Annotated in this window: 10 protein-coding genes and 1 tRNA gene; 5 read left to right on the top strand and 6 right to left on the bottom strand. The window is 37.8% G+C overall.

Going from position 1 to position 12,543, the window contains the following annotated elements; genetic code table 11:
• Window positions 1–114: 114 nt before the first annotated feature.
• Window positions 115–1,401, bottom strand: coding sequence for an amidohydrolase (locus I6E72_RS11580; RefSeq protein ID WP_197112381.1), 1,287 nt, complete (start codon window positions 1,399–1,401; stop codon window positions 115–117).
• A gap of 400 nt (window positions 1,402–1,801) precedes the next feature.
• Window positions 1,802–2,791: a fatty acid desaturase gene (locus I6E72_RS11575; protein WP_197112379.1), complete on the bottom strand. Its 990-nt coding sequence runs from the start codon at window positions 2,789–2,791 to the stop codon at window positions 1,802–1,804.
• 403 nt (window positions 2,792–3,194) lie between these two features.
• On the opposite strand from I6E72_RS11575, the gene I6E72_RS11570 reads away from it, so the two are divergent.
• A tRNA-Leu gene (locus I6E72_RS11570) sits at window positions 3,195–3,279 on the top strand.
• A gap of 218 nt (window positions 3,280–3,497) precedes the next feature.
• Here the strand turns inward: I6E72_RS11570 and I6E72_RS11565 are convergent.
• The 4 genes from I6E72_RS11565 to I6E72_RS11550 all read right to left on the bottom strand — a co-directional run bounded on the left by I6E72_RS11565 (window position 3,498) and on the right by I6E72_RS11550 (window position 7,794).
• On the bottom strand, window positions 3,498–3,971 hold the full coding sequence (locus tag I6E72_RS11565) for a VOC family protein (RefSeq protein ID WP_197112377.1): 474 nt from the start codon (window positions 3,969–3,971) through the stop codon (window positions 3,498–3,500).
• Between the two features lie 100 nt (window positions 3,972–4,071).
• A complete protein-coding gene (locus I6E72_RS11560; protein ID WP_197112375.1) occupies window positions 4,072–4,542 on the bottom strand; it encodes a GFA family protein in 471 nt (156 codons plus the stop codon).
• 102 nt (window positions 4,543–4,644) lie between these two features.
• The gene (locus I6E72_RS11555) at window positions 4,645–6,717 is read right to left on the bottom strand and encodes a catalase (RefSeq protein ID WP_197112373.1); all 2,073 of its coding nucleotides are present in this window, start codon (window positions 6,715–6,717) and stop codon (window positions 4,645–4,647) included.
• Between the two features lie 243 nt (window positions 6,718–6,960).
• A complete protein-coding gene (locus I6E72_RS11550) occupies window positions 6,961–7,794 on the bottom strand; it encodes a mechanosensitive ion channel family protein (protein ID WP_007581470.1) in 834 nt (277 codons plus the stop codon).
• A gap of 378 nt (window positions 7,795–8,172) precedes the next feature.
• On the opposite strand from I6E72_RS11550, the gene I6E72_RS11545 reads away from it, so the two are divergent.
• The 4 genes from I6E72_RS11545 (at window position 8,173) to dps (ending at window position 12,024) form a co-directional block, all read left to right on the top strand.
• The gene (locus I6E72_RS11545; RefSeq protein ID WP_007581468.1) at window positions 8,173–8,559 is read left to right on the top strand and encodes a hypothetical protein; all 387 of its coding nucleotides are present in this window, start codon (window positions 8,173–8,175) and stop codon (window positions 8,557–8,559) included.
• A gap of 331 nt (window positions 8,560–8,890) precedes the next feature.
• Window positions 8,891–10,759: a bifunctional glutathionylspermidine amidase/synthase gene (gss, locus tag I6E72_RS11540; RefSeq protein ID WP_197112371.1), complete on the top strand. Its 1,869-nt coding sequence runs from the start codon at window positions 8,891–8,893 to the stop codon at window positions 10,757–10,759.
• 136 nt (window positions 10,760–10,895) lie between these two features.
• Complete coding sequence (locus I6E72_RS11535; RefSeq protein WP_007581464.1) at window positions 10,896–11,264, top strand: DUF2237 family protein; 369 nt, start codon at window positions 10,896–10,898, stop codon at window positions 11,262–11,264.
• A gap of 235 nt (window positions 11,265–11,499) precedes the next feature.
• Window positions 11,500–12,024, top strand: a complete 525-nt coding sequence (gene dps, locus I6E72_RS11530; RefSeq protein ID WP_197112369.1) for a DNA starvation/stationary phase protection protein Dps — start codon at window positions 11,500–11,502, stop codon at window positions 12,022–12,024.
• Window positions 12,025–12,543: the final 519 nt, after the last annotated feature.

Raw genomic sequence — 12,543 nt, 5'->3', positions numbered from 1 at the left:
TGTCGATAACAAGGCAAAAATTTCGTTATTTAGTTGTTCTATATGAGATATTTTTAACGAAGTTAACGTGCGGTTTAATCCCTCAAATTGATTATGTATTATTGCGAGTTGGTATTAATGTGCGTTTAAATAATCAACAGCTAACAGGCTAAGCGCCTTAGTGCCTACTTTAAACGACGATTCGTCGGCATAAAAATAAGGTGAGTGATTACTAGCCACTGTATTTAAATCTTGCTCACTTGGTGTGCCGCCTAAAAACACAAATACACTTGGCACTTCTAATGCGTAAAACGAAAAGTCTTCTGCGCCGGTTATTTTTCCCATTTCAACTACGTTTCCATTACCTGCTGCTTTTTTAAGACTAGGTAACATTTGCGCGGTTAGCTCTGGGTTATTAATCGTTACCGGATAACCTTCGTGAATGTGTACCTCTGCAGTAGCACCTGACGATTTAGCAATGTGCGTGGCTGTGGTTTTTATTTTTTCAAATATTTGTGCACGATTATCCATATCAAAATTACGAATTGTACCCACCATTTCTACTTCTTCAGGAATAATATTATTGCGTACGCCTCCCGCTATTTTTCCAAACGAGACAATAGCAGGCTCTTTGGTAATGTTAATTTGGCGACTAACAATATGATTAACGCCAGTTACTATTTGCGCGGCAGCAGCAATAGGGTCAACTCCAGTCCACGGTGCAGAGCCGTGTGCCTGCTTGCCATGTACAGTTATTTCAAATCGGTCTGCACTGGCCATTGCAGGGCCACTTCTATAACCAATTTCACCGCTGTGCAAACTAGATGTTATATGTAACCCAAAAGCAGCTTCTGGTTTGTATTGTTTAAATATGCCTTCTTTAAGCATTAGCTCAGCGCCACCCTCTTCCCCCTCTGGTGCGCCTTCTTCTGCAGGCTGAAATACAAACATAATATTACCGTGTAGCTCATCTTTCATGTTTGCAAGCACTTGTGCAGCGCCCATTAGCATAGCCACGTGCGTGTCGTGCCCACAAGCATGCATTATGCCTACATCTACACCACGGTAATTAGTGGTTTTAGTTGATTTAAAATCAACATCGGCTTTTTCAGTAACTGGCAGCGCGTCCATATCTGCACGTAGCATTACTGTTGGACCAGGCTTTGCGCCTTTTAATAACCCCACAACGCCTGTATAAGCAATCCCCGTTTGTACCTCCATACCCAGCGACTTTAAGTGCTTAGCTACGATACCTGCTGTGCGGGTTTCGCGATTACCAAGCTCAGGGTTTTGATGAAAATCACGTCGCCAATCAATAACCTGTTGCTCTATCTTTTTAACTTGCTGATCAATGTTTGCATTGGCATTGAGCGCACTAAGGGCAGCAAAGCCTAGCGCTATTGAAATTAGTGATTTTTTCATCCTGTTTGTCCTTATTATATTTATTGGTTTTATAATATTGATGAGCACGAGCCCTTATGTATTATTGAGAACATAATTAGTTCGCTCTATAACCACTATTACTGAAGGCTCTACAATAATCAATCCCATTTAAGCTAGATGCCCAACTATGGGGGGCCACTTTACTTTTCACTGGTTTTATCTATTTTTAGTTTGAAGATTTAGCACTAATTAAGCCTACCATTTTTGTGTTTATTGATTTAAAAATGGCATTGAATAGTCAACCAACGCACGTAAAGTGAGTTTTAATAAGCGCGGTGGTGGATAGAAGAAGTTAACGAGTAATAGGCTTGGTACATAATTGCTATTCAAACTATAAAATAAGAATAGCAATGTAGAACCCCCCCTTATGTTGGGGTAATTATTTAAATGCGTTAGCATTTTTTATGCTGTCAAAATCGTTAAAGCGCACGTTGTGTTGCGCCATTACTTTAAGTATTTTTTCACTTAGCATTTGGCGTAAATAAAACGGCTGATTTGGCACAAAATGGTGGATAGTATGCGTTTTACCAAAGTTAAAACAAAACAAGTGAAACGGCATAAATAAACGGCTAGTTAGTACGTGTGTTTGTTCAAGCATATTATCAACGCCGCCATAGTAATGCATGCTTGAGGTAACAAAATTAAGTGAACTTGAGCGAATAATATTGGGCACAATAAGTACGACCATTAAAAATTCAAACACACTCATTGTACTTAACAACCAACTAGGTGAATTTAGCGAAAGTGGTATAAATAAATCAACGGTATGAAATACAATAACGCTGTATAAAACGGCAAAATACGCAGTCGCTATCGGAAACCCCGCATTAAAAACACTCGAAAAACTAAAGCCATTAATTTCTTTTCTAAAACGTTTAGTAGAAATAACTAACCCTAATAACCCATCTACAATAACTAGCGCACGTAAAAATGGATTTTTAATACCGTTACCCACCAAGCGTTCTTCTAGGTCTTGTTGTGTGCCTGAGGTTTTGTGATGGTGTAAATGCATTTTACGTCGGTACCATGGGCTAATAGTATTTGGCCGCATTAACCATACTGTTAGCATCATAAAATTATGCATGAACGGCTGATTACTAAAATATTGTTTATGTATAAGGTCGTGCTCTAACTCATGGGAAATAGATGCAGCAATAGCCGCAAGTACTATGCATACCCAAGCAGGTATGATGGCTAAATAATATAAAACACCAACACCAATTAATGCGCTAAGCGATAGCAATAAAATAATTAACCCTAAGGTATTTTGATGTGCAAGTAACGGGTGCTTTTGACGAAGTGATGCTTCCTCTGCCTTAATTGCTTTAACAATCGATTGAATGTTCTGTTTGGCACTTAATTGAGTCATATATAATGTCTTAAAAACCTTGTTGTACAAATAATACCTGAATTAAGCGCAACATCGGAATAAAGCGGGAATAATTATTGTAATACGATTAACTATTATCAATAGTTCAATTGCTTATTTATTCAATCGCATAACAAATTTAATAGCACTCATAACCCAAAACATTCGCTTTACATTCGCTTTTTGTATCAGCCCAAGAAGACTTAAAAAAATTCCCTGTTGAGTATCTTTACTATAAACGATTAATTATCAACCAGTTGTTTATGTAAATAAAAGAAAAGGCTTGCCGCCCCCTCTTTTGTTTGTATAATGCGGATACAGAATAAGAGGTATATAAGTATCCTTTTTATTTTAAGTGGTTTTTCTTTATCTTTTTATGCTTAAAAGATTAAAGAAAAATTATGCCAGCGTGATGAAATTGGTAGACATGGGGGATTCAAAATCCCCTTCCGAAAGGAGTGCCGGTTCGAGTCCGGCCGCTGGTACCACTTTTTGAACCTCAGCTAATTATTGGCTGAGGTTTTTTTATGCCTAAAATTTAACTAGTAATTTATACCAATTCGCTTAATTAAGTGAGCTATTTTGAGGTAAGAAAACGGTTTCGATAACAAGGCAAAACCTAGTTAAGCTGAAGCAAAAGCTACAAGCCTTCCATTAAAGCCGTCAACGTAATTAGGAAGGTACATAAATCTAATTAGCATGCTAGTTATGCGTCTTGCTCTTGATTTGTTATATTCCCAATTCGAATATTTAACTCTTCGTCACTAACATCTTCTTTGTGTGTACCAATGATCCATATATGACCAAATGGGTCTTGTAGTGTGCCGGTCCTATCACCATAAAACTGATCATGTACGGGTCTTATTAGTGTTGCACCAAGCTCAATTGCTTTTTTAAATACGGTATCAACATCTTCAACATAAAGCATAAGGCTTAGCGCTGTACCACCGAGTTCTTTTGGGCTTTTTAAATATTCTTCAGAACCAATATCTGAAAGCATAATATGCGAATCACCAATTATTATTTCTGCATGGGCTATTCCACCATCAGGTAAAGGCATTTGCATTACGTGTTCAGCACTAAATGCATCACAATAAAAATCTATCGCTTTTTGTGCGTCATTCATAATTAAATAAGGTGTAACTGAATGAAACCCTTTTGGTATTGCTGAGACTGCCATAATATTCTCCTTTACTTACGCGGTGATTTTTAATATTTAATTTACTAAATATGCGTTTAATTGCCCCTAAATTTAAGCTTAGCTCATACAAAAAATTGCGTTACTTTTCGAGGTTTAAACGCTTATGCCAAGCAGCAATACTTTCATCAGGGTATTCTTCAAATTGCTTGTCACCTTCATTAATGGGCGCATTTACCCAACTTGCTTTACTACCAAGCATTAAATGAGTGCGCTCTGGCGGTATGGGTAACTCACTATCTATTGCACCAGCAAAGGGGTGAACTTGCTCAGGCCAACGTGCATCGTATAACCACAAGTTAGCACTACAATGCTTACAAAAATGACGCTCTGCAGGGCTGATTTTATCGCCTATTTTTGCATGATAAATAGTTATGTGTTCACGCCCTGTAACCTCAAGCGTGCTGTATTGCGCGTTTAAATTAATAACAAACCCGCCGCTCCCTGCGGTTTTACGACATACAGAGCAGTAACATAAATTGTAAGGATAAGGGTGTTTTGAGTTGACCGTAAATACCACTTTGCCACAGTGACAAGCGCCATTAAGCTTCATAATATATCCAATTTTTATTGTTGGCTTGAACTAATACCTTAACTAGGTGAGCTAAAAAAACCACAACAATTACATGCTGTGGTTTTTTAATTATTGAGCTTACTAACGTTTCCAGAATCTTAAATTACGTAATGTATTTATAAATTTATCGGCTGAATGTGCCTCTAAATCTATCCAACCATTATCTACTTTTCCATCAAGGCCTGCCGCTTTAAATAAAGGCTTAGCCTCATTTGTGTAGCCTATGTATTTCATATGTGCGTACGCATCACTTACAAAGTCTTTAGCTTCTGCTATGGCAGCTAGTTTTTCGGCTCCCTCTTCAGTGGTGAGTACAAGTACCGCATCGTATAAAACCGATGGACCACCATTAATAACCTGATCAGCTTTAAAGTGCTTACCTTTACTGCATTTAGCACCGCCAACTTGTGGGGCAATAATTTCAAAGGTTGCGCCTTCACTTTTAAGTGCATTGGTAACCGATTCAAAGATGTCTGCATTAAAGCCATCACTTACTAAAATACCTAATTTACGGCCTTTGAAGGTGTTGGGCGCATTTTTCAAAATACTTAACGCATCAGATACAGGTAAGTCTTTACGTGTTGGCATAGCAGCTTCAGCTGGGTCTGGCATTTCTTGCAAGCCAAGTCCTTCGGCAACTTTATTTGCGAGGGTTTCGTCAATATTTAACAAGTGCGATACCAAACGTTCTCGTATTGGTAAATGCTCAACTTTAGACAGCTCAAACACGTACGCAGATTGAATATGCGCCTGCTCTACCTCTGTTTGACTTAAATAAAATTGACGGGCTTGACTGTAATGATCGCTGAATGTTTCTGAGCGATAACGCAGTTTATCACCGCCGCTTACTTCAGGCTCGCCTGAGCTTTTAAAGCCATGTACTGGGCATTCGCGCGGGTTGTTTTCGTCGCCGCTCCATGAGTTTGGCTCATAATTAACACGCCCTTTTGGATTGTGCATTGCCATGTGGCCATCTTGCTGAAAATGACGCATTGGACATTTAGGCGCATTGACCGGAATGTGCGTAAAGTTAGGACCACCTAAACGCTTAGTTTGAGTATCTAAGTATGAAAAGTTACGACCTTGCAGTAGCGGGTCGGGTGTAAAGTCGAGCCCCGGTACAATGTTTTGAGTACAAAATGCTACTTGCTCTGTTTCTGCAAAAAAGTTGTCTACAACACGGTCAAGCACCATACGGCCAACAATTTGCACTGGTACTTGCTCTTCAGGTATAAGCTTAGTGGCATCAAAAACATCAAATTCAAATTCATCAGCAAATTGCTGATCAAACACCTGTACACCTAGCTCCCACTCAGGGAAGTCGCCATTACCAATAGATTCCCACATATCTCTGCGATGAAAATCAGGGTCTGCGCCATTTAGCTTAAGTGCTTCGTTCCATACTACAGATTGCATGCCGCCTTTTGGTTTCCAATGAAATTTAACAAATTTCTCTTCACCTTTGGCATTAATAAATTTAAAGGTATGAACGCCAAAACCTTCCATAAAGCGTAAAGAGCGTGGAATAGCTCTATCAGACATTGCCCACATAACCATGTGCATTGACTCAGGCGATAAGCTCACAAAATCCCAAAAGTTATCATGTGCTGTTTGCGCTTGTGGAAAACCACGATCAGGCTCGGCTTTAGCTGAATGAACTAAGTCTGGAAACTTCATCGCATCTTGAATAAAGAATACCGGTATATTGTTACCCACTAAATCCCAGTTTCCTTCTTGGGTATAAAATTTTACCGCAAAACCACGTACATCACGTGCTAAATCTGGAGACCCTTTATTACCTGCAACTGTAGAGAAACGAGTAAATACTGGGGTTTTTTCACCTTTTCGCTGAAAAATATCTGCACAGGTTAAATCTTCAAGCGTGTCGTAAGTTTCAAAATATCCGTGTGCACCATAGCCTCTAGCGTGCACTACACGCTCAGGAATGCGTTCATGATCAAAGTGAAAGATCTTCTCGCGCATTATATGATCTTCTAATAATCCTGGGCCACGCTTTCCTGCACGTAATGAGTTTTGATCGTCACTTACAGGGCAGCCCTGCGCGGTAGTCATAGTAGGGTGTTCATCCGACGCTTTTTGATGCAATTCACCGCCATGCCCTTTATTACCTGAGTATTTAAATGATTCAGCCATGTTTAGTCCTTCATACAGTTTGATTTAATGGGTCAATAGTTTTTATGAGCTTTAAAGCTAAAAGCGACTATGCAAATGCAAAATAAAGACCAGCCATCCAACCTAGTAAAAAAGGGCTGTACAGATAACAATGTAGTATTTGAGGTGATTTATAAAAGAAAAGGTTACACAGGTATGTAACTTTTTCACACAAAAAAAGAGCACTTTAAAAGTGCCCTTAGGTTTAAATCGTTTTAAATTTAGTTAATCTTTGCTTTCGTTAACTAAAATAACTTTACGATGTGGGAAAGGTATTTCGATGTTGTTTTCATCCAGTGCTTTTTTAATTAACTCTGGCACCGTGTAAAGAATATCGAAGTAATGCTCGCCCTTACAAAAAGGTCTTACTAAAAAGTCTACTGAGCTGTTGTTAAGAGTTTCTACTTCAACAAAAGGAGCGGGATCTTTTAGTATGTGTGGGTGCGCTGCAAGTACGCCATCTATAACTTTACGTACAGCCGTTGTATCTTCACCGTAAGCAACACCAAAATGCATATCCACACCACGAATTGGATGATGTGAATGGTTTATAATTTGCGCGCCCCAAATTTGACTATTTGGAATAATAACCTGTTGGTTATCGAACGTTTGTAAAATAGTAGTAAACATATCTACTTCTGTTACTTTACCAAAACGCCCTGCTGCCTCAATAAAGTCATTCACTTTATAAGGTCTGAAAACTAGTAGCATAACGCCTGCTGCAAGGTTCGACATTGCACCTTGTAACGCCAAGCCTATAGCAAGTCCCGCAGCACCTAGCAAAGCAATAATAGAGGCTGTTTGTACACCAAAGCGATTTAACACAGCAATAATAACGAACGCTAATATGATGTATCGAGCCATGCTGCCTAAAAAGCGAAAAAGCGTGTCATCAAGATGAGTGTATTTATGGCATAAGCCAATAATTAAATTGCGTACTTTGCCCGCTAACCATAAGCCCGCAAGCAAAATTGCAATCGCTAGTAATATGTTGGTTGCCCACGTAATTGCAGCGGGTAAATATTGATTAATATCAATGTTGTTTATTATGTCTTCCATTGTTTTTCCTGTTTTAAAAACTTTTAATTAGTTTTAACTAGTTTTACTATACCAAGCGCAATAGTTTAACAAAAAATTAACTAAAGTACGAATATAGGAGTATTTAAAACATAACAAAAGAGCGTTCCCCTCAAAACATGTCATCGCTCACGTAAATCTTTCAACACATAATTTTGCTTTAACCCTTGGTCTATAGCTTAAATAATTCAACTTTAACTAGTTCATAAATAAAGCTAATACCCGAGATAAATCTCGGTTAACTCTCTAAATTTTCTAATTACTGCTGGCACTCATCTATAAATTTACCGATAATCTCACCTAAGCGCGCATATATTGGCGAGACAACACAATTGGATGAAATTAAAACAAAGGATTATTATGAAAAAGTACTCAATTTTACTTACAGCGGCAGCACTTACTGTACTTGCTGGTTGTTCAACATCTGTTGCAGTAAGAGACTTTGAACAAAACCCTATTCCACAAACATCAACAATTACCAACAGCGAAGCTGACGTAGAAAAAGGTATTCTAAAGGCATGTATTCAGCTTGGTTGGAAGTGTACGCCTATGAGTGAAGGTAAAATAAAAGGTGTACTGGATATTCGCACACACCAATTAACTGTCGATATTGCGTATGACAAAACGGCATACTCAATCAACTATAAAGACTCTATTAACTTAAACTACAACGGCAAAAAGATTCACCGCCAATATGTTAATTGGGTATCAAACCTAATACGCCATATAGATGCTGAAATGATTTAACAGCGCGTTAACCTGCTTTACATATTATAAAAATCACTAAATATGAATAATAAAAGTGGAGAAGTTACCTATAGCTTCTCCATTTTTTAGTTGAGATTTAAACAGTAATAATCACTTCAAAAATATTAATAACTTTCAAACAGTTACAAGTCAAAAAAGCACCAAACCTGACACTATTAGTAAAAGTACTCTTTCGTATTTTCACTCTTTAATGAATGAGTAATTTTTTACTTATCCCCCTTCGTAAAAACATATTTTATATCTTGCTATAACGCAGTTTCGCTCATATAGTCAGCAAATTATCACACCTTTATTTTGAACATCTTTGTTTATGAAATCTTCTGCTCCTGCTAGTGATTTTGGTACCTTATTAGGTTATGCACCTGGTAATGTTGCTGTTTACTCATCTGATTATGATACGGCTGACGAAAGTATTTATCCTAATCGTAGCGCCTATCGTAGTTACCTTGATGGCATTTACATGGGCTATAAATGGCAATGCGTTGAATTTGCACGTCGATGGATGTATCTCAACCATAGCTATATTTTTGATGATATTGCTATGGCTTACGATATTTTTGAGCTGCGTTCTGTGCGCGATGTAAATAGCCAAAACAGATTGCCACTAAACGCGTTTAAAAATGGTGCTAAATATCATCCTCAAGTAGGTAGTTTACTTATTTGGGAGGAAGGCGGCGAGTTTGAAGAAACAGGCCATGTTGCTGTCGTTGTTGAAGTGCACGAAGATAAAATACGCCTTGCTGAGCAAAATGTAGGACATCAAATATGGCCAAAAGATCAAAGCTGGTGTCGTGAGCTAAAAGCAAAAGTAACCAAAGATGGCGACTATTGGATTGAGTGCTCTTACAGCGACGCCACTATTTTAGGCTGGATGACACAAACTGATGAAACAGAATATGCTGAGCCAACGTCTGAGCTAAACACTGATTTATTTATTATAGAAGCCCATAAAGCAGTAGATACAGGCCAAGCAAACAAGTCATGGTTAAATATTGCGAATGACGATGAAGCTGCCTACGTAGAAATGATGCAAGGCCATAAACTTACATCAGTAGCTGAGGATCAACATAATTACTTTGCGATATCTCAAACGGCGCAGCAAAGCATTGAGCATGCAACAAATGAGCTGCATGGCTTATTTATGCATGCAACCGACTATGTACTGCAGCACCCTGAGTTATTAAAAAAGTTTAATTTACCCGATGTTGTGATTAATAAAATTCGCCAATCGTGGGATAACCGCTTAAACCAATTAATTACCAGTCGGTTTGACTTTGCTTTAACAGCAGCAGGTTTAAAAGTTTACGAATACAATTGCGATTCGGCATCGTGTTACATGGAAAGCGGCAAAGTTCAGGGTAAATGGGCAAAACACTTTGGTGTTAAAACAGGTGTAGATGCAGGCCAAAATTTATTTAAAGATCTCGTAAAAGCATGGCGTAAAAGTGAAGTAAAAGGTCTTGTTCATATTCTGCAAGATGATGAACCAGAAGAGCATTACCACGCATTATTTATGAAAGAAGCCATTGAAGCCGCGGGCTTTGAGTGTAAGTTAGTAATTGGCTTAAGCACACTTCGCTGGAATGAATCAGGCAACATAGTAGATGAAGACGGCGCACAACTGAGTTACGTGTGGAAAACGTGGTCGTGGGAAACCGCACTTGATCAAATTCGTGAAGAATGCGAAGCCGACCAATCATTAGGTGATAACTTTGAACCACAATTCAAAGCTGGTGAAACGCCACGCTTAGTCGATGTATTACTGCGTAAAAACGTGATGGTGTTTGAACCGCTGTGGACATTAATTCCAAGTAACAAAGCTATTTTGCCAATACTGTGGAGCTTATTCCCTAATCATAAATATTTACTTAATACCGCGTTTGAGCTTAACGACGAGTTATTACAAACCGGTTATGTAGTTAAACCAATAGTAGGACGCTGTGGCGCTAATATTCAACTTGTTGATGAACAGCAGCAAGTTATTGAAAAAACAATGGGGCACTTTGCCGAGCAAGACCAAATATACCAACAACTATTTGCACTGCCTAAAGTAGATGACTACTTTGTACAAATATGTAGTTTTACAGCCGCCGGAAAATACTCTGGCGGTGGCGTACGTGTTGATAAAAGCATGATCATAAACGGCCATAGCGATTGTATGGCACTGCGTATTAAATAAATAATACTAAGCCCGCAATTTTGCTGCGGGCTTAAGTTTGTGTAGACCCCCTTCCCTCTTTTAAGTTTTATAGCTATCTCAAGCGAGTTACTCCTGATAGAGTAAATTTATTAAACACCACAAACTAAGGTATTTCATGGCGAATCAATTTAATGTACTTGGCACACGTTTAAAACTATGTTGCGGTAATGGTGGCTACACACGTGAAGGCTTTTGTTATGTACCAGAATCAGATCTTGGCAATCACAGTGTGTGTGCAATTATGACTGACGAGTTTTTACAATTTTCAAAATCACAAGGTAACGACTTAATAAGCCCAAACCCTCTTTACGATTTTGAAGGTTTAAAAGCCGGTGATAAATGGTGCTTGTGTGCGGTAAGATGGCTTCATGCTATTTCAGCAAACGTTGCGCCACCAGTGGTACTTGAAGCTACAAATAAAAAATCATTAGAAATAGTGCCGCTCGATGTTTTAAAAGCGCACGAATATATAGCCAAAGTTTAAATACACTTAAGCGTTATTAAATTAAAGTCTGCAGATTTTACAAATGTATGCAGGCTTTTCAAAAATTCAATCACCCCTCCAGCCTCTAAAATCTTAAATAATAACATAACCACATGTTTTTAAATCACTTTTAAAAACAATCAACTTACGGCATAACAGTTGCTTCATTAAGTTTAAGTCATGCTCATAACGCAACATATTATATGAGCAACACATTACTTAAGTAGGAGAAATTATGAGTAACAATAACGAATCAAACAAAACAACTAAATTTACCGCGCCAGGTATGAGTGACGAATCAGCTCAAAAAACAATAGCAAAGCTCGATAACCGCATGGTTGCATTGATAGATTTACAGCTTACTTTAAAGCATATTCACTGGAACGTAGTAGGACCTAACTTTATTGGCGTACACGAAATGATAGACCCACAAGTAGACATTGTGCGAGAAATGACAGATACAATTGCAGAGCGAATTGCGACTCTTGGTGGAGTGCCCGTTGGTACGCCTAAATCAATTGTAGATCGTCGTACATGGAACGAATACTCAGTAGGTAAAGGGTTAGTAACCGAGCATTTAGCCGCACTTGATAAAGTATACAACGGCGTTAATGGCGATCACCGCAAAGCAATTGAGACTCTTTCTGAATTAGATCCGGTGTCTGAAGATATGATCACCAGCCAACTAGCTGACCTAGAGCAATTTCAGTGGTTTATTAGAGCCCATTTAGAATCATCTACAGGCGAGTTAAAAAGCTAATATATTTAATCTAAGAAAGCCCAGCATTAATATGCTGGGCTTTTTTTTGCGCAAAAATCACTCTATTTATAATCATATATAGATATGTATCAGTAAGCTCTAATACAAAATTCATATAAAAACAATAGAAAATTGGTATTACCAAAAAAAATAACCAAAATAAAATTGAATGATTTTATACTCCTTACTATTTCGCAAATTTATAAGCCATAGCCAACCTTTAATGAACATCTCATTATTTTAACATCACTTAAAAAACAAACTAAATACGTATAAAAGTACGGCATAAAATTTAAAAACAGCACTAAAAAGTGTATTTAATAGTACAAATAATATAAAAAAACGCCTTTGGTAAACATACTTCAATAAAATTCACTCAAAATATAAAAAATAAAAATACACCATAAGCCATTAAATTTATTAAATATAAGCAAAATAAAAGAACACTTTGTAATACACCTTGTGAATTTTTGGTAAACAAAGGTTGTAATAAAAGCTGAATTGGACTAATTTCAACCA

Source organism: Pseudoalteromonas sp. NSLLW24 (assembly GCF_015864725.1).
GTDB lineage: Bacteria > Pseudomonadota > Gammaproteobacteria > Enterobacterales > Alteromonadaceae > Pseudoalteromonas > Pseudoalteromonas arctica.
This window is presented reverse-complemented; position numbering and strand designations above follow the sequence as displayed.

Excerpts from the sequence above, each read along its gene's own strand:
- gss (WP_197112371.1), top strand. The coding sequence starts at position 8,891 with ATGAAATCTTCTGCTCCTGCTAGTGATTTTGGTACCTTATTAGGTTAT.
- I6E72_RS11545 (WP_007581468.1), top strand. The coding sequence starts at position 8,173 with ATGAAAAAGTACTCAATTTTACTTACAGCGGCAGCACTTACTGTACTT.
- I6E72_RS11575 (WP_197112379.1), bottom strand. The coding sequence starts at position 2,791 with ATGACTCAATTAAGTGCCAAACAGAACATTCAATCGATTGTTAAAGCA.
- I6E72_RS11555 (WP_197112373.1), bottom strand. The coding sequence starts at position 6,717 with ATGGCTGAATCATTTAAATACTCAGGTAATAAAGGGCATGGCGGTGAA.
- I6E72_RS11550 (WP_007581470.1), bottom strand. The coding sequence starts at position 7,794 with ATGGAAGACATAATAAACAACATTGATATTAATCAATATTTACCCGCT.
- dps (WP_197112369.1), top strand. The coding sequence starts at position 11,500 with ATGAGTAACAATAACGAATCAAACAAAACAACTAAATTTACCGCGCCA.
- I6E72_RS11580 (WP_197112381.1), bottom strand. The coding sequence starts at position 1,401 with ATGAAAAAATCACTAATTTCAATAGCGCTAGGCTTTGCTGCCCTTAGT.
- I6E72_RS11535 (WP_007581464.1), top strand. The coding sequence starts at position 10,896 with ATGGCGAATCAATTTAATGTACTTGGCACACGTTTAAAACTATGTTGC.
- I6E72_RS11565 (WP_197112377.1), bottom strand. The coding sequence starts at position 3,971 with ATGGCAGTCTCAGCAATACCAAAAGGGTTTCATTCAGTTACACCTTAT.
- I6E72_RS11560 (WP_197112375.1), bottom strand. The coding sequence starts at position 4,542 with ATGAAGCTTAATGGCGCTTGTCACTGTGGCAAAGTGGTATTTACGGTC.